The 24,390-nt window shown below is 41.6% G+C and carries 24 protein-coding genes and 1 riboswitch; of the genes, 8 read left to right on the plus strand and 16 right to left on the minus strand.

The window, feature by feature from the left end; all coding sequences use genetic code 11:
- Positions 1-490 precede the first annotated feature (490 nt).
- On the plus strand, positions 491-940 hold the full coding sequence (locus LYZ37_RS14025) for an RNA recognition motif domain-containing protein (protein ID WP_004745067.1): 450 nt from the start codon (positions 491-493) through the stop codon (positions 938-940).
- On the opposite strand, the gene murI is transcribed toward LYZ37_RS14025, so the two are convergent.
- Genes murI through LYZ37_RS14040 form a run of 3 tightly spaced genes read right to left on the minus strand, consistent with a single transcriptional unit; the run spans position 906 to position 4,303 of the window.
- A complete protein-coding gene (murI, locus tag LYZ37_RS14030; RefSeq protein ID WP_272785866.1) occupies positions 906-1,706 on the minus strand; it encodes a glutamate racemase in 801 nt (266 codons plus the stop codon). The genes LYZ37_RS14025 and murI overlap by 35 nt on opposite strands.
- Positions 1,707-1,752: 46 nt before the next feature.
- Positions 1,753-2,424 (minus strand): ATPase, encoded by a 672-nt coding sequence (locus LYZ37_RS14035; RefSeq protein ID WP_272785867.1) that lies wholly within the window; start codon positions 2,422-2,424, stop codon positions 1,753-1,755.
- Between the two features lie 55 nt (positions 2,425-2,479).
- Positions 2,480-4,303: a TonB-dependent receptor domain-containing protein gene (locus tag LYZ37_RS14040; protein ID WP_272785868.1), complete on the minus strand. Its 1,824-nt coding sequence runs from the start codon at positions 4,301-4,303 to the stop codon at positions 2,480-2,482.
- A gap of 55 nt (positions 4,304-4,358) precedes the next feature.
- Positions 4,359-4,560, minus strand: a riboswitch (cobalamin riboswitch).
- Positions 4,561-4,759: 199 nt separating this feature from the next.
- Between LYZ37_RS14040 and trmA the strand changes: the two genes are divergently transcribed.
- Together trmA and LYZ37_RS14050 are read left to right on the plus strand one after the other, a co-directional pair.
- Positions 4,760-5,866, plus strand: a complete 1,107-nt coding sequence (trmA, locus tag LYZ37_RS14045) for a tRNA (uridine(54)-C5)-methyltransferase TrmA (protein WP_272785869.1) — start codon at positions 4,760-4,762, stop codon at positions 5,864-5,866.
- 290 nt (positions 5,867-6,156) lie between these two features.
- A complete protein-coding gene (locus LYZ37_RS14050; RefSeq protein ID WP_272785870.1) occupies positions 6,157-7,044 on the plus strand; it encodes an LPD25 domain-containing protein in 888 nt (295 codons plus the stop codon).
- Between the two features lie 144 nt (positions 7,045-7,188).
- Here LYZ37_RS14050 and LYZ37_RS14055 read toward each other — a convergent pair whose 3' ends face one another.
- From LYZ37_RS14055 to LYZ37_RS14105, 11 genes are all read right to left on the minus strand, one after another.
- Positions 7,189-7,488 (minus strand): hypothetical protein, encoded by a 300-nt coding sequence (locus LYZ37_RS14055; protein ID WP_272785871.1) that lies wholly within the window; start codon positions 7,486-7,488, stop codon positions 7,189-7,191.
- Positions 7,489-7,618: 130 nt separating this feature from the next.
- Complete coding sequence (locus tag LYZ37_RS14060; protein WP_272785872.1) at positions 7,619-9,352, minus strand: hypothetical protein; 1,734 nt, start codon at positions 9,350-9,352, stop codon at positions 7,619-7,621.
- A gap of 15 nt (positions 9,353-9,367) precedes the next feature.
- Positions 9,368-9,673 (minus strand): hypothetical protein, encoded by a 306-nt coding sequence (locus LYZ37_RS14065; RefSeq protein WP_272785873.1) that lies wholly within the window; start codon positions 9,671-9,673, stop codon positions 9,368-9,370.
- 237 nt (positions 9,674-9,910) lie between these two features.
- Positions 9,911-13,009: a type I restriction endonuclease subunit R gene (locus tag LYZ37_RS14070; RefSeq protein WP_272785874.1), complete on the minus strand. Its 3,099-nt coding sequence runs from the start codon at positions 13,007-13,009 to the stop codon at positions 9,911-9,913.
- A 20-nt stretch (positions 13,010-13,029) separates the two neighbouring features.
- The gene (locus LYZ37_RS14075; RefSeq protein WP_272785875.1) at positions 13,030-14,154 is read right to left on the minus strand and encodes an AAA family ATPase; all 1,125 of its coding nucleotides are present in this window, start codon (positions 14,152-14,154) and stop codon (positions 13,030-13,032) included.
- Position 14,155: 1 nt separating this feature from the next.
- Positions 14,156-15,415, minus strand: a complete 1,260-nt coding sequence (locus LYZ37_RS14080; protein WP_272785876.1) for a restriction endonuclease subunit S — start codon at positions 15,413-15,415, stop codon at positions 14,156-14,158.
- 14 nt (positions 15,416-15,429) lie between these two features.
- Positions 15,430-16,995, minus strand: a complete 1,566-nt coding sequence (locus LYZ37_RS14085; protein ID WP_272785877.1) for a type I restriction-modification system subunit M — start codon at positions 16,993-16,995, stop codon at positions 15,430-15,432.
- Positions 16,996-17,238: 243 nt separating this feature from the next.
- Complete coding sequence (locus tag LYZ37_RS14090; RefSeq protein WP_272785878.1) at positions 17,239-17,406, minus strand: helix-turn-helix transcriptional regulator; 168 nt, start codon at positions 17,404-17,406, stop codon at positions 17,239-17,241.
- A 57-nt stretch (positions 17,407-17,463) separates the two neighbouring features.
- On the minus strand, positions 17,464-17,964 hold the full coding sequence (locus LYZ37_RS14095; RefSeq protein WP_272785879.1) for a phage N-6-adenine-methyltransferase: 501 nt from the start codon (positions 17,962-17,964) through the stop codon (positions 17,464-17,466).
- A gap of 13 nt (positions 17,965-17,977) precedes the next feature.
- Positions 17,978-18,631, minus strand: a complete 654-nt coding sequence (locus tag LYZ37_RS14100; RefSeq protein ID WP_272785880.1) for a YagK/YfjJ domain-containing protein — start codon at positions 18,629-18,631, stop codon at positions 17,978-17,980.
- A complete protein-coding gene (locus LYZ37_RS14105) occupies positions 18,621-18,890 on the minus strand; it encodes a helix-turn-helix transcriptional regulator (protein WP_272785881.1) in 270 nt (89 codons plus the stop codon). Before LYZ37_RS14105 ends, LYZ37_RS14100 begins: the two co-directional genes overlap by 11 nt.
- A gap of 154 nt (positions 18,891-19,044) precedes the next feature.
- Here LYZ37_RS14105 and radC point away from each other — a divergent pair, with 154 nt between their 5' ends.
- The 5 genes from radC (at position 19,045) to LYZ37_RS14130 (ending at position 22,012) form a co-directional block, all read left to right on the plus strand.
- Complete coding sequence (gene radC, locus LYZ37_RS14110) at positions 19,045-19,509, plus strand: RadC family protein (protein WP_272785882.1); 465 nt, start codon at positions 19,045-19,047, stop codon at positions 19,507-19,509.
- A complete protein-coding gene (locus tag LYZ37_RS14115) occupies positions 19,506-19,940 on the plus strand; it encodes a DUF2787 family protein (RefSeq protein WP_272785883.1) in 435 nt (144 codons plus the stop codon). Before radC ends, LYZ37_RS14115 begins: the two co-directional genes overlap by 4 nt.
- 100 nt (positions 19,941-20,040) lie before the next feature.
- Positions 20,041-20,487, plus strand: a complete 447-nt coding sequence (locus tag LYZ37_RS14120) for a DUF2787 domain-containing protein (RefSeq protein WP_272785884.1) — start codon at positions 20,041-20,043, stop codon at positions 20,485-20,487.
- Positions 20,488-20,569: 82 nt separating this feature from the next.
- Positions 20,570-21,343 carry a hypothetical protein gene (locus tag LYZ37_RS14125; RefSeq protein WP_272785885.1) on the plus strand — a complete coding sequence of 258 codons (774 nt, stop codon included), beginning with the start codon at positions 20,570-20,572 and terminating at the stop codon, positions 21,341-21,343.
- A 381-nt stretch (positions 21,344-21,724) separates the two neighbouring features.
- A complete protein-coding gene (locus LYZ37_RS14130; protein WP_272785886.1) occupies positions 21,725-22,012 on the plus strand; it encodes a hypothetical protein in 288 nt (95 codons plus the stop codon).
- A 45-nt stretch (positions 22,013-22,057) separates the two neighbouring features.
- On the opposite strand, the gene LYZ37_RS14135 is transcribed toward LYZ37_RS14130, so the two are convergent.
- Both LYZ37_RS14135 and LYZ37_RS14140 read right to left on the minus strand, forming a co-directional pair.
- A complete protein-coding gene (locus tag LYZ37_RS14135; RefSeq protein WP_272785887.1) occupies positions 22,058-22,321 on the minus strand; it encodes a helix-turn-helix transcriptional regulator in 264 nt (87 codons plus the stop codon).
- A gap of 468 nt (positions 22,322-22,789) precedes the next feature.
- Complete coding sequence (locus tag LYZ37_RS14140; protein WP_272785888.1) at positions 22,790-24,238, minus strand: hypothetical protein; 1,449 nt, start codon at positions 24,236-24,238, stop codon at positions 22,790-22,792.
- Positions 24,239-24,390 lie beyond the last annotated feature (152 nt).

Genomic DNA, 24,390 nt, shown 5'->3' on the forward strand with positions numbered 1-24,390 from the left:
GAATCCGAAGATTCAATGGTCACTTCGTTTCATTGAAACCTAATTTGATACAGAAGTATCTAATTGGATTATCATCAACGAGTGCCCACACAGATTGATAGGTCTATATTTTTAAAGAGCTTTTTCTAACTTCCGTTGCGCTCAGCGCCGCGTCGTTAGGGGTGCGTATCTTACGCTTCCCGTATTGAGAGTCAAGCATTTTTTCAAACTTTCTTTTCTCTCTTTCCAACTCGGTGTGTGATATTCGTCTCACTCCGTGTCGGTGAGGCGGCATTATAGGGAGGTCTGAGAGGAAGACAAGTGTTTTTTTGAAATTAATTTCTGTTTGGTTAAAAACAAATCAAAACCCTGAAAATAGAATAAAATTTCAACATTTGAGTCATGTCACACCAATACGTTGGAAAAACTACAACCATATACGTAAGATCCATGTGTCTATTTTGTTAACGGTAGACCTATTTTTTCTTAAACCTAAAAGTTGTATTCCAATATGAGTTCAAACAAATCGACCTTAATGATTGTCGCCTTAGCTGTTTTGGGCGGAATCATCTTTTCGCAGGTAGCAATCTCTCCTGCTTTAAGTTTTGTTCTGGGTGTTTTTGCTTCCGCTTTTATTCTTAAACTTTCCAACACCAATATTGAGCAAGACCAATCAAACGATCCATCAACTAAAACACTTTATGTAGGTAACTTGCCTTATAAGGCTAACGAATCTCACGTGAAAGAGCTGTTTGCCAAACACGGTGAAGTTTTTGCTGTTCGCTTAATGAAAGATAAACGAACAGGTAAAAGAAGAGGCTTTGGTTTTGTTGTGATGGCCGCTGCGGACGCGCAACCTGCAATAGAGGCACTTAATGAAAAGGATTATATGCAGCGCACATTGAAAGTTCGTATCGCTAACGATCCTAAATCTCAATCGGATAATATTGAACAGGGCTAAAACCAAGTTCATGTAATGCGATATTCAGCGCTCCCTCTTCCCAAGGGGGAGCACTTGAGAAAATCTCTCTTGTTCCGCTCCCATCTAACTCTGCACTCACTTTATCTTTCAACAAATCCATCACTCGACGGGCGATCGCCTCTCCAGAATCCACCAGCGCCACATTGCCAGAAAGCACTTGCTGTATTTCTTGTTTAATCAGGGGGAAGTGGGTACAGCCTAATACAGCGACATCAACCTTGTTGTCGATTGGAATAAGAATTTGCTTTAATTCCACGAGATCGATCGGTTTACCACGCAGCTTTTCTTCAGCCATATCCACCAAACGAGTAGAACCTAGTAGCTCTACAGGTTTGCTTTGCGAGAAATCACGGATCAAGTCATGGGTATAAGGACGAGTTATCGTCGCCGGAGTGGCAATCAGCCCAACGGCTTTGTTAGCAAGACTCGACGCGGGCTTAATGGCAGGTACCACTCCAACAACGGGAACGGATAGCTTGGCACGCAGCGTGGGTAGAACAATGGTACTGGCAGTATTGCAGGCAATTACAACCAAATCGATTTGATGCTCTTCAACTAAAGAGGAAACCAACGTATTAACTCGAGCAATAAGCGTCTCATGTTCTAGCTCACCATAAGGATAAGCAGCATTGTCAAAGATATAGAGGTAATCAAGCTTAGGTAATTTTGCCTGTATCTCTTTATATACAGATAGACCTCCGACACCAGAATCAAAGATTAAGATTTTTGCTTGTTGCTGGGACACTTGATTTGCTCATTACTTTACGACTTGGCAATGATACTCGCTGTGGCTATTTTGGCAAACATTGCGCTTGATAACGTTGATGAGTAAAACGCTCTCCTCGCTCCTGATGAGTTAGCTTTAGTTCAATCTTACCTTTATAGCTGCGCGTCTCTGTTACCAGTGTATGGAACTCTCCATCTTCACCACAAGGGTCAACACCGTTTGGTAAACTATCGAGGAAAGCTTGGCTATACCACTGGCCACAGTAGTCAGACGTTAATGCGTTACCATCTGTTGTCACAACCAAGGTTTTGATCCCTCGTTTTAGAATCTCTTGCGCTAAGTCTTCGCTTCGCTGCCCTAGTAGAGGAAACACACACTCCCATCCGGCAGGCTCGATAAAGCTACGACGATAGGCTTCAATGCCGTTACAGAACATATCGCCAAACGCGACGCCATCAATCGCAAGGCCGCTCTCTTTTAACGCCTTAATAATCATCGATTGATAAACTTCATTGGGTGGAAAAGCTTGCGGCATTTCTATCTTAACTAACGGCAACCCAAGCAGCTCCGCCTGCATATCAAGCACAGGAACAGGGGTCGCTTGGAAAGGGACTTCATCTTTTACATAGGTCGTGTAAAGCCCTACCACTTGATACTCTTCGCTTTCAATCAACTTTTCTAGGGTCAAAGTCGAATCTTTGCCGCTCGACCAACTAATAATGATGTTCTTTTTCATAGTTTGATTATATAGATAAATAAAAACCGCCCGAAGGCGGTTTTTAGAGTTTTCGTTAGAATTGGTAAGATACGTTTAGGTACCACTCACGCTCTGCAGCAGGGTAACCTTTGGCCGTTTCGTAGCCTTTATCGAACATATTGCTAACACGTAAGCCCGTTGTAAACTTGTCCGTCACGCGGTAAGTAACCGCAGCATCAGCAGTTGAGTACGCCTCTAACTCATATAGAGAAGAGTCATAACGCTTACCTACGTAGTTAGCGATAAGTGAAACATCAACGGCATCAGCGCTGTAAGTTCCAACCCACTTATAGTTTTCTTTCGCACGGCGAATCAGCTGAGTATTTTTCTTTGTGTCTTTCGGATCTTTCCAGTCACCAATCAACTTATGGTTGATTGGGCCAGTCTCAAACCCAAGCTCCAGTTCAATACCTTTGATCTGGGCATTTTCAACATTCGATGGTTTCCAGACGCTGCTACCTGGAGCAATAGGAGCCCAAGCAATCATATCCTCGATATCGGTACGGTATGTTGTCACACTCCAATCAATAACCTCATGGTAGCCTTTTACACCAAACTCAAGAGATTTTGATGTCTCTGGTTTTAAGTCCGGATTCCCACTGGTTGGGTAGTAAAGGTCATTAAATGTCGGCGCTTTAAATGCCGTGCCATAGCTACCGACTAGTTCAATTACCTCAGTAAGCGCATAGCCTGCACCTAGATTCCAAGTAGTATGGTTACCAAATGCGCTGTCTCTATCGTTGCGTAAGCTCGCTTCTAACGTTAGATCTGAAAGCTGGGTAAAGCCTGTGATAAACACGCCAGTATTGGTTTTCTTGTTATCACTGTAGTCACTGGTGTTTGTGCCACCACGTTGCGCTTTTTCTTGGTAATAGTCGACACCTAAGTTAATTGCGCTATTTTCTAGCCCAGTATAAGTATTGACCCAAGATGCACTGTTACGTTTAGTCGTAATTGACGCTTTGCCTGATGCGCCGCCATCAGCCTTACCATCAGCAGAATAACCTTTGTCAGTACTTAACTGAAGCTGAGACAACCAATTCTCTGACGAGTAATTTACCCCACCAGCAAAGGTGTAGTTTTCTCGGTCTGATTCAGACTTGCTGCTAAACCCAGCATACTCAACCAAGCCTTGCTGATAATAACCAGTAAAGAATAGTTCAACAGAAGAAGAATAAGTATGGGTCAGGCTACCAAGAATAGTCTGAGCATCAAAACCATGTCTATCACTATCAGGGGCCGAGCTCGATACCTTGTAGCCTTTACTCTTTTCATTATTTACAAAGAAGCTACCTTTCGTCTTCTCAGAGATATCACCAACTGATCGCCAGCTTTGTTGAGCGTAGCTATTTGAACCAAATGTTGCTTTCGCTTCGTGCACGCTGCCTGACTTAGGCTTAGTGGTGATGCTAATTACGCCACCAAGTGCGTCAGAACCATAGACTGCAGCACGAGGTCCGCGTACCACTTCAATTTTCTCGATGGCATTGGCAGGAATAAGACCAACTGAGGCGCCACCTGCAGTCGCAGAGTTAATACGCACTCCATCAACCAGAACTAAGGTATGACGAGAAGAAGTACCACGGATAAAGATAGAGTTAGTGTTCGCTTTAGTCCCTTGGTAGCTCAGCTCAACACCTGGAAGAGTCTTAAGTACATCGAGCGCGCTTTGCGCCTGCATCTTCTCAATATCTTCCCGTGTCACAACACTCATTGGTGCAAGTACTGAGTCTACTGACTGCTCAAAGCGGTTTGCAGTGACCACCATAGTTTCATCAGAAGATGCTTCTTGGGCGTAAGAAAGGGAGGCGTGCGGAAGTAGCGATGCCACGGCAATCGCTAGAATAGATCGGTTCATTTTTATAATCCTAAATCGCGTAAGTCCTACCGAGCATGGAGCGCTTGCTTCCAGTACCACTGCTCAGCTGCTGGCAGGTCTTCGGACTTAAGAGCTCGGCATTGCCACCTACTCACTCGACTTCCCACATAGTCCTCTATGCAGTGTCATTTGAGTTTTCGTTCTCTTTTACCGCTGCGCGTCAGTTCTGGATTTACACCAGATTCCCTTTTCAGCCATCTATACATCTAGAAAGCACCAGCTAGGCGCAGATGTTATTAAGCTATGGATTATTTGTCCAGAGCAGATTTGGGATTTATATCTATATGATATAGCGAGTTGCACCACCAAAGTGCGATTTACACACTATCTTTAAGGCATTGGTGGGACAAGACTGGACATAGCGCTGAGATTGAATAAAATCTGCGCTCTTAAATTAAATACAACTTCGACAGGTACCAACCTAAGGCAATAATCATGGCGACTCTTGATGTAAACCCGCAACGCTACCAAGAACAACTGGCTGAGAAGATCGACCGTCTCAATGAGATGTTCGCGCCTTACCAAGTACCTGAGTTGGAAGTATTTGAATCTCCTGAGCAACATTACCGTATGCGTGCAGAGTTTCGCGTTTGGCATGAAGGTGAAGACCTTTATTACATCATGTTCAACCAAGAGACTCGCGAGAAGTACCGTGTCGATCAGTTCCCTGCGGCAAGCCGTTTAATTAATGACTTGATGCCATTGCTTGTTGATGCAATGAAAGACAATGACTCATTGCGCCGTAAGCTGTTCCAAGTTGACTTCCTTTCAACACTAAGCGGAGAAATCTTAGTTTCGCTGCTTTACCATCGCCAGCTTGATGAGGAATGGACTGACAATGCGAAAGCGTTAAAGCAACGTTTGAATGATGAAGGCTTTAACCTAAACATCATCGGACGCGCACGCAAGATGAAGATTGTTCTCGATCGCGACTACGTGATTGAAAAGCTCGATGTTAACGGTAAGCCATACATTTACCAGCAAGTAGAAAACAGCTTTACCCAACCAAATGGTAAGGTTGCCGAGAAGATGCTTGAGTGGGCAGTAGACTGCACTCAAGACAGCACGGGCGATCTACTTGAGCTTTATTGTGGTAACGGAAACTTCTCGCTTGCTCTGGCACAAAACTTTGATCGCGTACTCGCAACAGAGCTGGCTAAACCTTCTGTTGTATCAGCGCAATACAATATTGCAGCCAACAAGATTGATAACGTGCAGATCCTACGCCTTTCAGCAGAGGAGTTTACTGAAGCGATTGAAGGCAAGCGCGAGTTCCGTCGCCTGCAGGATGCGGGTGTCGACCTTAAGAGCTACAACTGCAATACCATTTTCGTTGACCCACCACGTGCAGGTATGGATATCGATACCTGTAAGATGGTGCAAGGCTACGAGCGCATTATGTACATTTCGTGCAACCCAGAGACACTGAAAGAAAACTTAGATGTGCTGTGCGAGACTCACAAAGTGACGCGCTTTGCTCTATTCGATCAGTTCCCATACACCCACCACATGGAAGCTGGTGTATTCTTAGAGCTTAAATAACAACAACTTAACCACAATAGAGCGATAGATAAAAACACAAAAGGTACGGCTCAGGGTACGGGGCATTAGATTATTCACTAATTTCAATTCCTCTTTCCCTGAGCAAAAACTAGGTTAAATACCTTATGCCAATGATATCGATTCACATTCTCACCCATCAATTATATTAAGACAACTCCCCGAGCAATTAAACAGTACAAATATCCGTTTAATTGTTATCCATCCAAAACAATTTCACACCTATATCACTCTAGGGAATATCCAATCTAATTTATTCAAAGGAGAATAAAATGGAATCCCTAGTAAGTAACATCACCCCTGCATTTGTAGAAGTGACAGCTTCTGAGTCACGTTTATTTCAAAAAGAGCACCAATACCCATTCGCTGAGTTTGAAGCCTTAGCCTTGTCTGTTGCATTGACCAACCCAGTAGGTGGTTATGACAAGACTTATGTACGTGTCCATTTCTCAAATCAGGATGTCTATGAGTGCCGTCTTGATCTAGGTTGTGGTGGTAATGACTTAGGTTTTGCTGAGCATTGCCTATCTATAGTTGAATATGACGAAAGACAGCAATACAAAGCTCATCTGGAAAAGCGACCACCAGCTAACCACTACCAGAAAATCGTTGAACAGTTAAAGCAATACCACCTTGACGAACAACAAATATTGATTGCACGGCATAAAGCAAAAGAAGCCACAGCAAACGCTAAGGCTGAAGAACAAAAGCAAGAGGAGCTTAAACGAATAGAACAGCAAAAAGCCTTCGAGCTTCACCGTCAAAAAGAACAGGAGTTTCAAGATAATCTCGTTGTACCTGATTGGGCGAAAGCGGTGATTGTTGCCACCCTTACAGAATACGACTCTGACAACAGCGACCCTTTTAGTGGTTACCATCAAACCAAAACTGTGAGAACCGTTATCCTTGCTTGGTCAAAGCATACTCGTAATCTGTTCCCTGAACTGAGGAAGGCTTGTTTAAACCATTCCGATATTCAATTTTTACATGATAAAAGTCAGGGCTTAGAGCATAGACAAACTCATTGGTCGGGAGATGGTTACTTCCTGTCTGATAATGATTTTATTCGCCATGGTTGGCAAGTGAGGAAAGTTGTCTTGAGAAGCAAGCGAAAGGCTTATGATGTTCCATTCGGTGAGTGGGCTATTACTGAATGGTAGTTAGTGGTAGGAAAAAGTAATTGAGGTAAGTGAAAGGTCAATCTGTCAGACTAGCTATGATGTTGCTTAGCTTAGTTCTGACAAATTGAATGTCGGATAATTGGCCGAAGGCATGTTATTGTTCCCAACGGAGTATTGAACTGACTACTTATTAGAATCTGCTATTTGCTTCTTTAAACTTTGAATTAGCTGATTTTGTAAATCAATCACTGCCTGATTTGAAGTGACACGTTGTTCATATGACTCAATGACGGGTTCAAATTGCTTTACTGCCACAGTATAGCCGTAGGCTTGTTGTTTAGAGTCTTGTTGAACCCTTCCCCCAGCTAGCTTGTCTCGATAGCTCATTGCTGACGCTCCAGCAATTCGGTTTCCAGTTTCGTGATGATATATTGGGGTCGTATAACCTGCTTCATATTCAGGCGACGGTTTATTCTTACTCATTGCACAGCTCTCTTTTTGTACGGTTGGATATAAAAGATAGCGTTGGCTAGCTGGAAGTGTCAATCTATTTAATAGACTGATGGGTTAGCGTTTTTACAGATGAGTAGTTTAGCTTAGAGAGAAAATGAACTTATTCCTCGTTCAGAAATGTACCAGCTATACGGGCGTTTCTAAAAGACTGTAATTTGCTGAGTTTGTCGATGAGCACGATACCTCTCAACAGGTAGGTTTGCCGTTCAAACTGGACGTAAGATTCTGAAACATATGATGCCTTCTTGTTATCCACGACTCGAGATTGTACAAACTCCTCGAGACTACGGTATCTACCATCTGCTGTAGTGCTACTACCATAGAATTCAGCTTTTAAGCTACGAGTTAGCTCCCTATCAACGTGGTAGGTATGCTGCTCCCGGTAAAAGACGAAATTAAAAATCCCTCGTTCGTTTTTCAAAAAGTTAAACGTGGCCTCATCGACCTGCATTATGTTTGCTTTGTTTAAAGCTACATCACGCTTAAAAGAGTCGATTTGGCAGTTCTGTTTTATTTCATGATAAGGCATACAAAGGAGCTTAAGGAAACTGTCGTCTGAAATACCTAAATCTCTATAGATCAGATACATAGTCAGCATTTTTACCTTATTTAGATATAAGTAGACTTGTTGTGTCGATAGAGTTTCCATTTCTCCATGTGCAGCTCGATCACGTATCTCTTTAATCTGATAGAAGTCTTTGTCATTGATGAACACATCTGACACCGTTTTGCCGATATAACGTAAGTAAGACTTGGCTTTCTTGTTAAGAGTCGTAGCATTGCGGTTTGGTATGATGTTTTTTAGAGTTGCTTCATTTGTTATGTCGACAATTTTGTCTTCATCGATAGCGCCTACTATTAATGGATCATGCTTTACAAGGGAGGTTATTCTTAAAATTAAATCACCGTAGTCGTTTTGCGGCATAGTAGGACTCAGACCAAGCAGATCAACTCTATAGCTAAAGTACTTATCAAGAACCGATGCATATAACATCAACTCATACTCGAGAACATTTTTTATGTAGAACAACGGTATTGTCTTTGACCAAATGCTATCGAAAAGAAATGTGTTATCAACAAAGTAACTCTGACAAATCTTTTGGAATGCTACCCTTAGTTGGTCTGCTGGCATGAATTGGTTTGGACTAGCTACCTTGCCCGTATCTTGAATTTTGCGAGTCGGGACATATAGGTATCCCTTGTTTGACTCATCATCAAACAAGTCAATCCTTGTGACATAGCTAGGGGTTCCAAATAACCAAGTAAACAGGTTCGTCACCTTGACCATCAAGTTGGTGATCTCTTCCATTGAGATAGGGGTATCGTAAGTGAAAGTGATATCAAGGGTGTTAATAAATATAAAACCATCACCTTTGTCATTATCCTTCAATCTCTTAGATTGAAAAATATCAACTTGTTTCAAGTGATGGCTATCTACGAGCTCAGCATGTAGTGTCTCAATATTGGTTTGAGCTGATATGTCACCGCCTTTCTCAAACTTTCTTTTGATCTCATGGTTAAAGTAGGCTGAAAGCTGAGGCATGACAAATGAGACTTTTTTTATTTGAGCTCTATCAGCAGCACCAACATATACGTGATTAAATAGTTCACTGTCATATGAAAAACCGTGGCGTCCTGAAAGGTAGTATGATAATTGACCACCACTAATATAATCAGATACCAGAATCTCGTCAGTATCTTGAGGAAAGAGTGGCTCAAACATGCTTGCACGCTTGAGCGTGGGACAATGCCCTTTCTCTAAAGATAAAACTGCGTAACTGCCGTCATCCAGTTTTACATTTATTGTTTTTTCACAATCTAGTGTCAGTTCCATAGTTACGCACAAAGCTTATTCAAAGTGTTCGAGCAACTCTTCTGCGATAGCTTTAACCTGTGCTTCTTTGCCTCTTGGAATGGCAGGGCTTTCTATCGATGAATCGTTAAAATGCACGACTCCATCTTCATCTTCAGTATAAGCGCCTGTTGAGAACGCCTCTTGCTGCGCTGCGATTCTTTTTTCAGCGGCTTCTATGGATGAGGTTCGGCTATTACCGTTGACAATATCTACAGCTGCATCTTGCGCCATTTCTTGGCGTAACGCTTCTTCATGTTCTTGTTGTGCTACTTCCACATAGTATTTGGAACCGATACCCATAAGTCCTCTCAAGAAATGTTAATGCTTGTAGTAAGCTGTCTATAGTGCAACCTTTTTCATTTACCTTCAACCACAAATCAGTTGTTTAGCTGCATATTGAGGAGGGGGGCAGGTAGCTTTTGCTTACGCGCAGAGTGAGTTAGTGTTAATAGTGATTGAGTGAGCGGCATAAAAAAGTGGCGCTATATACTGCGCCACATGAAGTACTTTTACGAGTTACGAAAACCGAAGGTTTGGTTATAGCTGTCCACCGATACCTTTAAATTTCTCGACAAAAGCAGCGACTTTTTCAAACACGGTTTGCTTCTTAGTCAGATACTGCGGATGTAATGGACTCATCTTAGGTAAAGCTTCATTGAGTTCAGTACCGTTCTGGCTAGCGTATTCGCGTTTTAAAGATGTAAGGATGTACCGTTTTGCTGCTTCTGGGTTTAGCCCTTCCTCTTCAATAAGGCTATTTGCTTCTTTTCTTTGCTCTTTTTGGGCAAAGGCAAAAAAGGCATCGATAATGCTAGGTTTGTCCAAGATGTCATCTAAATTAGTATTGGTGATGAAGTCCACTAACAGGCTTTCTTTTGCACGGTTACCAAGGCTGGTTCGTATTAATCGACGAACTTCTTCAACCAATGCGGCCTTATCTTTGGTCTTCTTATTGTGGTCAAATATCAGCTCCAGAATGTAGTCAAGGTTAATTTCTTGAGATTTTAATAAATCAACCTCAAAGGTGATGTCGTCCCAATCTAGAGTAGACTTGTCTTGGTCATTTGCTGCTTTCTCTTTCCTAATCCAATCTCGAATATCGTTGTAAGTAGAGCGATAATCTTGATCTGCTCTCTCGGTCGGTACGTTAACCACTAGCATTTTGGCTAAGTCTTCATCACTGAGATAATTAGCAGTCTTGAACTCTTCAACTGCACCATCATTTGTGATGTCAATATTTTGTAGAGCCTTCAGGCTGGTAAACTCATCATAGTTTTGCAGCACATTTTCAAGACGTAGGTACTCGCCAAAAAGCTTTGTAAAGGCTCTTTTTTCTTTTTCTGTAACAATGTCTTCAGGATTTGGGAAACGCTCTTGTAGTTCTGTTACAACTTCCAAATAACCACGTTTGGCTTTACCTGTCAGAACGTCAATAAAGCCTTCCATGTACTCTTGGTAACTTTTCTCTAACACCATGTTCTTGGTGTTTTTGTCTCCAAATACTTTAAGGGCATCAATCGTCGCTTCTTCCAGATTTCTAAAGGTTACAATATTGCCAAATGTTTTAGTTGCGTCATAAATCCGGTTAGTTCGAGAGAACGCCTGGATCAAGCCGTGATAACGTAAGTTCTTATCAACAAACAATGTATTGAGGCGTGGAGCATCAAAGCCTGTTAAAAACATACCTACAACAATCAATAGATCAACTTCTTGTTTTTGTACTCGTAGTGCAAGGTCACGATAGTAGTTCTGAAACTGCTTACTATCGACGCTGAAGTTCGTTTTAAACTGAGAGTTATAGTCATTGATAGCGGTTGTTAAAAACTCCTTGGCACTGCTATCCATCGCAGAAGGTTCAAAGGACTCATCAAGAATTTCACCGATAGAACTTTGCTCTTCATTAGCGGCAAAGGAGAAAATGGTTGCAACCTTTAATGGTCTATGGCTATCTTTTTGCAGTTGCTTGAAAGATTCATAGTAAGCTTTCGCTGCATCAACACTGCTCACTGCAAACATGGCATTAAATCCCTTACCATTGGCAAGCAGTCGGTGCGTCTTCTTTCTGAAGTTTTTCAGAATATAGCTAGTGATCTCATTGATTCGCTCTGGATGAAGTAGCGCTTTTTTGTTTTCGGCAGCTGTTAGCTTTTTCTCATCTTGCTCATTTTCAATAGCATTGAACTTCGGACGAACATCGTTGTAATCGACCTTAAACTTCAAGACTTTCTCATCTCGAATAGCATCTGTAATTATGTAAGAGTGTAGCTCTTTCCCAAATACACTTGCAGTGGTCTCAGAGCCTAATGCGTTGTCTGGAAAGATAGGAGTACCTGTAAAGCCAAATTGATAGAACTTCTTGAACTTCTTCTTTAAGTTTTTCTGTGCTTCACCAAATTGAGAGCGGTGCGCTTCGTCAAATATGAAAACAACGTGTTTATTATAGATAGATAGGTCACTTTCACCTTTCATCAAAATGTTGAGTTTTTGAATCGTAGTAACAATGATCTTGTTGTCTTCTTTATCAATGTTGCGTTTTAGTCCTGCGGTGTTTGCTGAGCCATTCACGCTATCAGGAGAGAAACGCTGGTATTCTTTCATGGTTTGGTAGTCCAAATCTTTTCGATCAACCACGAAGAAGACTTTATCGACAAACTCTATTTCTTCAGCTAGACGAGCTGCCTTAAAGCTGGTTAACGTTTTGCCTGAACCAGTGGTGTGCCAAATGTAACCACCGCCTTCTGGTTTACTCCATTTCTTCAGCTCGAAAGCGCCTCTTATTTTCCACAATATGCGCTCAGTAGCTGCAATTTGGTATGGACGCATGATTAGTAACGTATCATTGGAATCAAAGACCGAGTAACTGAGCAGGACTTTTAACAGCGTATTTTTCTGAAAGAGTGTTGCTGTTACGTCTTTCAAATCTTTGATCGGTTCGTTGTCTGAGCCAGCCCAGTTCATCGTAAAATCAAAACTATTTTTGTTTCGCTTAGTCGTATTGGCAAAGTAGCGAGAGTCTGTACCGTTAGAGATAACAAATACTTGTAGGTACTTATAGAGAGAGTTTTCAGAGTTAAAGCTTTCTTTGCTGTAACGGTGGACTTGATTGAAAGCCTCACGAATGGCAACCCCGCGTTTTTTAAGCTCAACCTGAACTAGCGGTAGACCATTTACCAAGATCGTTACATCATAACGGTTTGCTTGTGAGCCAGTTTGCTCAAACTGCTTGATTACTTGAACTTTATTCCTAGTAACCTGCTTTTTATCAAACAAGTAAATATTTTGAATCCGACCATTATCAAAAATAAAATCGTAAACGTGGTTATCGTGGATCTTGCGAGTTTTATCGACAACGTTTTCGCTAGGCTTATCTAGGTATTCTTCTGTGAATCGACGCCACTCACTATCTAAGAAAGTAACTTTGTTGAGTTCTTGAAGCTGCGCACGAACGTTGTCGAGCATCGCTTTAGGGGTCTTTATATCGTTTTTAAACTCATAGCCTTGGTTAACTAAATCCGCAATGAACTCGTTTTCTAACTCATGCTCCGTCTGATGGCCCTCACCTGACTTTGAACATCTCGTAAACTGGTCGAGGATAATGTAGTTATTGGATTCAGCTATTGTGTTGTATTCTTCCATTGATTGACCTTAGGTAATCATTAACGCCCAACGTGGTATATCTTCTTCACTTCTTCAACAAGAAACTTGAATACGAGCTTGTGCTGCTCTTGAACTTCGGCAATTTCTTCACCGGAATGCTTAGCATGGTTGTAAAAGTTTATCACTCGCGCATAGGGGTTTTTTTGGTTGTCTCCCATCTCAGACTCATTTTGAGGAAGTAACTCGCCCCACTCCTTATAGCCTAAGAAGGTAGATGTTTTCTCCAAAACATTACGTAAGAAATTAAAGTGATATTTGTGTATATTTCCCGTTTCATAAGCTTTTTCTAGCTCTTGCTTTAGTAGCAAATGATAAGAAAATGGTGAGTCATTCTCTTGAGTCTCTAAGTCGTATGTCCCATCTTCATGCTTTCTCAAGACGTATTTGGGGGCTCGGCTAAACTCGTTCCATAACACGTTGTAAAAAAGAGGATTATGCGTTGTGATTATGAATCTAAGATTTTGGTCTTCACTGCTTTTGATCAACTTGGCAAGATCGATAGCAAGTTCAATTAAATGATTCTCATCCAAAGAGCTCACAGGATCATCAATAAATATGTACTCGAGCTTATCAAACTTATTCGTACTTCTGTTTTCTGGGTCGGGCTCATTACGCTCACTGATAATTTGCTCAAAAAGAGTATAAAAGAGGCTCCAGATGAAGTTGCTCTCTTCTCCCTTTGAAATTTTCAAATTATCAATACTAACTCCATCGTCAAGAGCCAGAGAAAAATTCACCTCACTGAAGCTCTCGTTAAATTGAGGTGTTATTTTAGAGCTTGAGTAATGCTTAAAAGTATCAATTACATCACTTTCTTTCCCTTCTTCCTCTAACACCCACTGGGTAAAAGAATTAGGGTGAATTTTTAGCTTTAGCTCAGCGTTACCTGCTAAATCATTGTCCCAGTAAAACAAATCTTCTGTGAATGCATTGTAATAGAGGAACTTCTTCTGAGCTAAATCAGACTCACCGACTTCACTATTATCTTCTCCTTGAGGGGCTAGCAAGTGCTTAAACTCTCTTGATAAACGAGTTTTACCAGTACCATTAAAAGCATAGATAAGTTGAAGCTTTTTGTTCTTACCTTTTAGCTCTTGGGCTATATCAGTTAGTGAGTTGCTCATCTTATACCTCTGCTCCTTCAGACTTAGGGAAGCTCAACAGCAAGTCACGATAGTACTCATATTGCTTTTGGCGCAATTCAATCTCGCGACTGAGATTTTCTTTAATGGTACTCACTGAACTCTCAAGTTTGTCGAGAATAGTAACAATTCTTTCCTGTTCAATTAATGATTGCTTAGTATCATTAGAGTAAGGAATTGGTAATCTGATTTGCTTCAGAGCATTGGCATTAAATTGTGGTTGCCCCCCTCCTGAGACTAATTTATTCGCCTGCTCCCAAAACAGACTACTTTGTGCAAAGTGCCAATAGTATTTGGGGTTAATGATTTCTTGGTCTAAGTTAAGCTTAATCAAGAACCCTGCATAGATAGCTGGATAATCTTGCTCAAAAATCATCGTTTTCCCATAAGTAGCTCCAGTTCGAGCCATCAATAAATCATTTTTCCTTAATAAATATTTTTCATTTTCACCCAATATATCCACATACTTGGGTTCAAAGGGCTTTAACTTTCCATCGTTATTAATATCAGTAATTCTGACGAATCGAGCATCACCAGTTTCTTGGGCTTTGGCTGCATAACCATAGGTAAAACTCCCAATATCTCCTAAACTTTTTACCTCTACTTCTTTACCATCAAATCTAAGCAACCTTTCTCGGTAGTAATTACATTGTTTTTGGCGTGAAGTAAGCTCCTGAGTAAGTTCTCGAGTAGACTCTTGAGCAAGCTTACTGAATGTGTCTAGAACACGAACGATCTCTGCTTGTATTTCTAGCGACCTATTAGGGTCTTTAGGGCTAGGAATAGGAACGAACATTTTTGCTAAGCTGTCTTTTGAAACTCTGCGAACCTTAGCTCCGCTGATGTACTTTTTTTTCTGAGTTTGGAATGCTGTAGTTTGAAAATAATATGCTAAATACTTTACGTTCTGGCAGTGTCTAAATAGCATCATATCCCCAGAAATAGCAGTTTCTTCGCCAAGCCATGCTAACGGTTTCACCACGTCCTCATCGTTTTCAGAAGTAGTAGCTAACAGTAGGTCGTTCTTATTCGCCTTCTTTAGTTTCTTTGCTAGCTGTTCTGGCACACAAGTGAACGTAGTATCAGCGGATAGACCATATCGCGTGAATATTTGACCATAATGGATCGCAGGAAAGCCCTCGTCAGAAAAATCTTTCTTTTGCATTCCATTACCGCGAATAAATTCTCCAACATCCCCAAGAGTCATCCATTCAACGTCTGCATCACCAAGCAATTGCTTCATGCAACTTATCTCATTCATACGTTGCTCTCCGCTGTCTCTATTTCAGCGACAATCGCACCAATCTCAGCACGTAATTTATCAATGTTCTCTACTGTTGTTTTTAGCTCTTCATTCAGTTTATTGATATCAATAACTTCACGAGTGTCTTGAGGGTCAACATAAGCACTTACGGATAGGTTGTACTCATTCTTTTCAATATCATCAAGAGCGATAGAACTAGCAACGTATTCAATATCCCGTTTGTTATCGAACATTTCCATGATCTTATCGATATGCTCACTCGTGAGCACATTATTGTTGGTAGCTTTTTTGAAGAACTCTTCACCACTAGCATCAATGAATTGAATGGTATTTTCTGTTTTGCTTTTTGATAGTACTAAGATATTTACGGCAATTGATGTGCCATAGAACAGGTTGGGTGCAAGTGAGATCACCGTTTCAATATAGTTGTTGTCTACAAGGTATTTACGGATTTTCTTTTCTGCACCGCCACGATAGAAAATTCCCGGAAAGCAAACAATAGCAGCTCGGCCTCTAGATGATAGGTAATTTAAAGCGTGTAGTACAAATGCAAAATCGGCCTTAGATTTTGGCGCCAAAATACCTGCGGGAGCAAAACGTTCATCGTTAATGAGTGTAGGATCATCACTACCAACCCATTTTACAGAATACGGAGGGTTAGAAACGATCGCATCAAACGGCTTCTCATTGCCAAAATGTGGAGCGGTAAGTGTGTTACCCAGAGCAATATCAAACTTGTCGTAGTTGATGTTGTGTAAGAACATGTTCATACGAGCAAGGTTGTATGTAGTGTGGTTGATTTCCTGACCAAAGAACCCTTCTTCAATTATATGGTCATCAAAGTGCTTTTTCGCTTGAAGAAGCAGAGAACCTGAGCCTGCTGCTGGATCATAAATCTTGTTCACTTTATCTTGCTTATGCATAGCAAGTTTGGCGATTAAATTTGATACGGTTTGAGGAGTGAAAAACTCACCACCAGACTTGCCCGCATTAGCTGCATAATTAGAGATCAGAAACTCATAAGCATCACCAAACAAATCAATTTGGTTGTCTTGGAAATTACCTAGCTTTAACTCCGCTACGCCTTTTAAAACTGCACTTAATCGAGTGTTTTTATCTGCAACCGTGTTACCTAAGCGATTACTGGTAGTGTCAAAGTCAGTAAAGAGGCCTTTAATATCCTCTTCAGAAGCGTAACCATTCGCGGAGTTTTCTATATCAAAGAAAATATTTGCTAAATCTATGTTTAGGTTGTGGTTTTTGCTGGCTGTTTTTGCCACGTTACAAAAAAGCTGGCTTGGATAAATGAAGTATCCTTTAGTCTTGATTGCATCATCTTTGATCAACTCAATTTGCGGGGCTTTGTCATCAAAGCCAGCGTAATTGATGCTTGAATCACCGCCCTCAATGTAGTTAGTGAAGTTTTCACTGATAAAGCGATAAAACAGCGCACCCAAAACGTACTGTTTAAAATCCCAACCATCGACAGAACCTCTTACCTCATTGGCGATTTTCCATATTTGATTGTGTAAGTCTTTGCGTTGTTGGGAGCTTGTCATTGTGTTGAATCCTATTGTCAGCGTATGCTGAATCCCCCTTTGTATAGTGAATATTAGTTAAGGAGCACTCAGGTTAACGTCTACGCTAACAGCTGATATTGAGTATGATAAATAATCCTGAAATTCTACCATGCATCCCACAAAAGTCAGAGTAGATAAGTACTCAGTTTAAAGGTTATCAGTTTTCTGATTTTTCCCTAAGGGCATAAAGCCAGCAGCTTTCGCTACTGGCCTATGTCATTGTTATGCTCGATTTTCAATCCATTGTTCCAATTCATGTTCAACCCACGCGGAGGCTCGCTCACCGAGCGATACATTGTGTGGGAACTCCCCATTAGCCATCATTTTATAGATGGTCGATTTACTAAGCTGAACCCTTTCTAGTACTTCTTTTAAACGAATTAATCTCATGAGAATTTCCTCGTGTTGTTATCTCTCATGAAATAAAGGTGCCGTGTAAAAAAAGACTTACGTAGACCTCAGCTTGAGCTCATCTTGGGTGGTGACTCCTATTTTTTGCCCTACTTCTTTTCCCATGACACATACCATGCTTGGAAATGGTGCCGCATCTTGCTCTTCTCCTTCTTGTAGAAACTTAAGCCTACCTCTGATAAGGCGCACCTCTCCATGACTTAAATAGTCATGGAAAGCTTTTGTGTCCGTCCTAGCTGGAACCAACATTACAACAGTTGCCCCTTTGCTCGCTTCTTCTTGTGCTTTCTGAGCAAAGTCTTTTAGCTTGGAATATGGCGGATTGCAGTAGACCGTTTGATTACTCCAGTCTTGAGTGAGCGCATCATCATCCATCGTGAAGTAATGGTCGCACAGCGCAGTTTCAGGCTCAGCCGTTGCATCAAGTGTGAAGCAAAACTCCTCATTAAGCTTTTCAAAGACCGCTGGTGGTGTTTGCCACTTATCTCGCTTTGCACTCCCAGTACGTGCACTAGAGAAAAAGAGTTTCTTGTTCATACATGCCTCTCCTTTACTTCCTTTTCCTATTGTTCTGCTTTCTTGAGTGAGACTTACTTATAAATGCTCCGAGCGTACTGCTTGCATTCGTCACTTCCGTATTGGAATGAGCTTGTCTACTTAAAACGTAAAACAGATACCCCCGTTGGAATTGATAATCCTCATCCGATTTATTCAATACAAAAAGGGGTTGGTTTAGGAAAATGCAAAGCTCATTTGCATCCTGCTTGTGTATCTGTGTCGTCTTAGCCCATGAGTGTTTAATGTCTTTGGCGAGTCGTTTTCTTACCTTCATGTCATTAATGGCTGGCGGGTAGTTAGAAGCATCGAGGAAAAGTGTTATCCGATAGCTGATGCTGCCAGATTGAATCACCTCCCTTTTCCAAATGACATTCAGGTTATCATTTCTTCGATAATGGCAGAGACGATAGAACCACTGATTAAGAATAGTCCTCTCCTGCTGCCTTTGCTTGTTGGGTATCCGCACTCTGAATCGAAAGACATAGCAATGACCAAAACGCATTAAGGCGTCTGTGTAGGCGCGATATAAAACATCCAGTAACTCAAGAGAAGGAGAGCCGTGGTCTATGTCTATTTGATAGTCTCGATAAAAGCCATCCTCTAGCCGCTTCAACGTGGCAAGATGGCTTTGCGTGTTATCTTCCATAACCCTGCTCCTGTTTTGCTTTCAATTCAGCCAGCTTAGCTAACTTCTCATTTCGCTCTTTTATCTTTTCCTCTATCCAGTTTTGAACGTCTTGATAACGCCAACCGATGGCTCTCGTACTCAATGATACAGATTGAGGAAAAGTGCCTTCTTCCATAAAACTGTATATCGACGCCCTTGAAAGGCCACAGGTATGAATCACCTCTTTAAGTCTCATCAAGCGATTCGGTTGTTCAGTATTTGATTGGTTTAAGCTCATGATTAATGCCTTTGTTGGATTCACTCAAACAAAGACGTAGGTCTGTATTTTTTTCTCAACAAGTCTCAGTCGGCCTCATTCAAATTCGATTGAACACTTTTTCACATACATATCATCCCCTTGAGTATTCCGTTTATTGATACAAGGAGAAGATATGGAAACGCTATATACCTTCAGCGCTCCCGTTACTGAGCATCAGATATTAGAGAAAGCCGTCGAGATACTAGAAAACCGCTTAGTGAGTGGCAGTGCTTTTACTCGTCCGAATGACACGAAAGCCTTTCTACGTTGCAAGTTGGGAGAATATGAGAGAGAAGTCTTTGGGGTGATGCTGCTTAATAACCAGCATCAATTGATTGAGTTCAATGAGCTGTTCTTTGGCACGATAGACAATGCTTCAGTGTATCCACGAGAGGTTGTGAAGCTGGTGCTTGAGAAAAACGCCTCAGCGGTAATTTTTGCCCACAACCATCCATCCGGAGATGCAACCCCATCACAAGCAGATCGACGCATTACAGAGCGCTTAAAAGAGGCTTTAGCACTGATTGATGTGCGAGTACTCGACCACATTGTGGTGGGCAGCGACTGCGTGTCTTTTGCTGAGAGAGGCTGGTTATGAATAGTGATGTTAAACGTAACTTCAAGCTAGACCAATTCCACCAGCTTGTTGAGCTCTTGATTGATCAATATGACATTCCCACAGAAACAAAACGCCTTGCACTTAATCTTAAGGTCACAAGCTTCTACAGCAACCGATGCGGGATACAACCCATAGAGGTACAGCTTGAGCGAGCTAACCCTAATGAACCTTGGGAGGTGCGATTCATCGCCTCTTTTGATTACCCTACACCGGAAGCTGAGAGCGTTGAAGTATCTCTATATTTCAACTTCAAACATCAATGGTTCTATCAACCAGATATCCAACGATGCGAGCTCAACCGACCTGAAGTACAGTCGCTCTTCATTAGTTGGCTCAAAGTATTCGCCCATCACCTAAAGGCATCACAGTTCGATACACAGACACTCACTATCGTCAGTCGATTCCGGTAGTTGATTTTTCCTTACTTCAACCATCCTAACCACATTCGATTCAAACTAATCTCAGATACATATCATCCAACCGAATAGTCAACTATTGAAAGGAAAAACCATGAAACAACAAGCATTAACCATCACATCATCATACTCGCCAATATCTCAGAAGCTTAAAAGTTTACTGAAAAGTAAAGTCGAGAAATTCTGGGAACAGAACCCAACCAAGGTGGACGGTGAAAGCCTAACCATTAACTTTCGAGATACGAGTTACAGTGCCGAGGCTGGTGGGTACCACCCAGTAGAAATCATGCTGTCAAAAGAAAATGAGGGACGGTACCGAATCCACTACCTCACAGACTTTGCTTACATGGGTAATGTTTATCCTGAGCTAGAGCGTAATGTGGATTTTGATATTGAGAATGGACAAGCTTTTATTGCGCCATTGGGTTGGCAAAGTTGCCACAGTGAGCAAATGGTTGGTTTCTATGCGCTTTGGGAGCGAAACTTTCTTGCTTACTTGCAAATGGAAGCCTACGACGAAGTCAAAATATCGATGAGTTAAATACGCTATCGGCCAGATAGTGACGCACCCATCGATAGGATGATTGCCATTCTATCAATCAGCCATCAGCAGTGACCGAACCATGACAACAAGGGATAAAGCTAATACCACAGAGCAATTATCATTGGTGTTTGAGTTGTATCAACGGATACCACAAGGTCGAAAGGTGACAGCTAAGCAGCTTCAGGCTGAGTTAGCGGATGCAGGGATGTATCGTGGTATCAGAAGCGTACAGCGCAATCTTGACGTCATCGTCGATTACTTTGATGTCGACAAAGACACTCGAAGTAAACCTTTTGGTTACAGCCGAGGAATATACAGCCAACCAACTCTAGGTGCGAGAGAGCTTGTCTTACTACAGCTTGCTAAAGCAACCATTAGTCAGCAACTTCCACCGTCCTTAGAGTACGCGATTGACTTTGCATTCAGCCTGTTACGAGCACAACCTCGCACTCATACAGGAATGAGACCACCACAAGGAGATACAAGAAAGGCACATACATTCATTAATGAACTAAACGCATCAAAGGTGCTAGGGGAGTTTTTCGAGCCCATATCAGTTGCATTGGTGCATCAAAAACAAATCACTCTTACCCTTAAATCGGGTAAACAAATAGAACAAGTCTCGCCTGTTGGTATCGCGACCACCGCAAGTGAACTTTATTTAATTTATCAAAGCACACTCAACGAGTACGACGACCTTCCTTTAACGTGTATTGCTGAGCTGAAAGTACTGACCTTCTACTTCGATTACCCGTCAGACTTTCAATTGCACCAATATCAACTCAAATCAGAGCCTCAGTGCTTAACACTGCAAACAAACAATATCACTCCGTTGATTGCATCGGACAGATAGTGACGCAAGCAGTGATATCTTACCTCTGTTTCAAAAATTCAATGGAATACACAGGGCTCTTACTCCCTTTCATGCTCCATTGAGCCATAGCGCAATCAAAGTAAAGCATGGGGCACTAACCGTACTTCAACTCCACTAGGTTAGTGTGCAAGGCAGAACTGTGTTTTTACGGCTGGCTGCGCCATTAATTGTCTACAGCTAAGACAAGCAGTGTTAAGGGGGACGGCCGCCCCCTTAGTATGGCCGAATCGAAACAACCTTATCTGAAATGCATATTATTATAGAAAAAGCCTATTTTTCGACCATTTGCATTTACCCCACCTGTCGTCACTTCGTTGAGTTCTACTTAATTAATACACACATCTCAATTGGAGAATTATCATGAAATCAATCATTACTAAAGTCATTACACTCGCTGCTTTAACCCTTTCAATGAACGTAAGTGCTGCCAGCGCTATTGATGCACTCAGTGTCGAATCGATTAAAGCCACTCTTACACCAGAGCAGATTCAACAATCTCTCAACCAATGGAAAGAGAACCAACTAAAACAGGTTGAATCACGCGCTCAGAACATCTCTGATAGAGCACCTATTGAAGCAAGACGAGAGTTAGTGAAATCTCAAATCGAACAAGAATACAAACAGACAGCTCAAGCCTTAGGCTTGTAGTCTGTTGATTATCAGAAAGGAGCGTCATGCTCCTTTTTTTTTGCTTTAGTATCGCAAGAAGGGATTCACTCTTCTCTCGGATGGAACGTGATGAGGGCTTTTCTTCATTTCAGCTTGCTCTCGCTTGAGGTGGCTTAAACTAACCTTCTTTATTAAGAACTCATCCACCTGCGACTCTTCCCAACCCACAGCACGAGAAGATATTTGGATGCTCGCAGGAAACTCACCAGCGGCAATCAAGCGATAAAGCGTTGCTTTACTCAGACCTGTTTTATCTAATACTTCTTTTAATCGAATCAATCTCATCATCACCTCACTATCTACTGTTGCAAAATCACGACTCCTTTACACACCAAGATATCTAGCACCATAGGGAATCACTTAGTCTCATACAATAAGTCATGATATAAGAGCTTATGAGCACTCTGTATGCTAACGATTAAGCTGTGATTTCCTTCTAAGCAAGGTTACTCACACGCTATAGACTGAATTCAATATTGAAGTAATTTGATTTGTAATGAATTGTTCTAGATGAACATTAGAGTCTTAAGGACTCTAGTTGATTAGAATGGATTTGAAAGAAAAAGAGAAAAAAAGATTTATAATGATGTCGCATTACATGCTCCCCTATGCATTATAAATCCCACCCAGTTTTCTCCGCTCTCTTAATCTAACAGACACAACCGAATCACTTCAGTCATGCCTGTTAGGTCAAGCCCCTTGTCGAAACAGAAGCTCTCTATACAATAGGGATGAAAATGTATTTTTTTATTTGACTCAGCTTCTAGTTGGGTTTGACCTGAAAGCTCGATGTATCTCTTGAATTGGTAGCTGAGCCTCTTGTCGCTCACCAGAAATCATCAAGGACACCTCTTCTTTGGCATTCACTGTCATCTGGATAGTACGTTGCGGCTCTTCTGGTTGGGTAAATCGAATCTCATATTGAAAACAAAAGTCTCCCTCCCTCTTCAAAGGGATGATGGCACACTGCCTCGCATTCATGCCCTTGATGCCTCCCAACGCGAGTAGCTTTTGGTAATGAGAAGCCATGTTCAAGCCCAGCTTCATGATTAAACGGGTCAGCAAGACGTAATGCCAATAGCTTTGGGAAGCGTCCTTAGGCTCATCCATACTGAACACATCCGCTAAATAATAGGTAGAATTAAACTTTAGACGTACTTGCTGATAGGTCGAGAATATACTCAACACCGTCCGCCGCCTTGTCATAGGCACAACCTTAGAGAAAGAGAGCAACTTTGCCAACCTATCGCTGCATTGGTTCACGGTAAGGTCAGTTAGGTTAGATGCAGGCTTTAGAATGAACGCTGACGCCACCTGGCACACCCACTGGTGCATTTGGTCTTGCAATGCTCTATTACGAAAGAAATGAATCACACACTGAGTTGGGAAGTCCTCCATCACACCTCCCATGACCTCAGGCCATCGATAGTGCTCAAGTTTTCTCAAATCCGTCCTCTGCTCTCGAACACACCAAGTATGAGCATAGGCATCAAAGAGGCACTTAACTTCAGTGCTTTCATTGTAGAGATAGAGAACGCGATTAAAGTCCAATAGTAGTGAACTAACGCCTTCAAAACTGCTCTTCAAAAAAGGATGCTCAATGTTTAAGTAGTAACTTCCTTTGGTTCGACCAAATAACGCTTTTCCAGTCAAGCCTGAAACATGCGCCTTTATCAAACCCATGGCTTTCAGCGTGTTCAGTTGAGACTTAAAGCGTGCCGCACTGATGTCTCCCATCATTTTACGAATGCGCGTTGAACTCACCTCTTCAATCACACCCAGTTCATCGGCATGTAAAAGCAAGACCACTAAAAATAAACGATTTGCAGCTCTAAAGGATTGGCGTCTTTTAATGTGAGTGTTTTCTGACGACTCTACCTCAATCAGCTCGCTCACATCATTTTTCAGCAATCGAATAACGGCTGGATTCTCTGTCCGGATTATCTTGTCTAACAGCCCAAACTCATCATGATTCAACAGAGTATTTTTCGTCAATGTATACGCATATTGACCACGACCTCTTAATGAATACTGCTCTTTCACAATGAGACTTTGTGTCTTTTTTAATGTCGAAAACAGAGCAGTAACTGTACTGAGCGTTACCCCGTATTGCTTAGAGAACTCTCGAGATTGATGGCTAAATTCAATATCAACACCTTGGTTTTTCAGTAGGCATGATAGTAGGTATATTGCTTCTGATTTCATTGCTAATCCAAGTGCCTAGAGTAGGATTTAAAACGCATTTATAGTGTATATACAAGGAATAGTAACATGATGTCATTGATGTTTGTAATTATGATTACATTGTTGTTATCGATTTTGTTTGGATAAAATAAGAAAGGCGATTATTCTGATAA

This window comes from Vibrio tubiashii (assembly GCF_028551255.1).
Classification (GTDB): domain Bacteria; phylum Pseudomonadota; class Gammaproteobacteria; order Enterobacterales; family Vibrionaceae; genus Vibrio; species Vibrio tubiashii_B.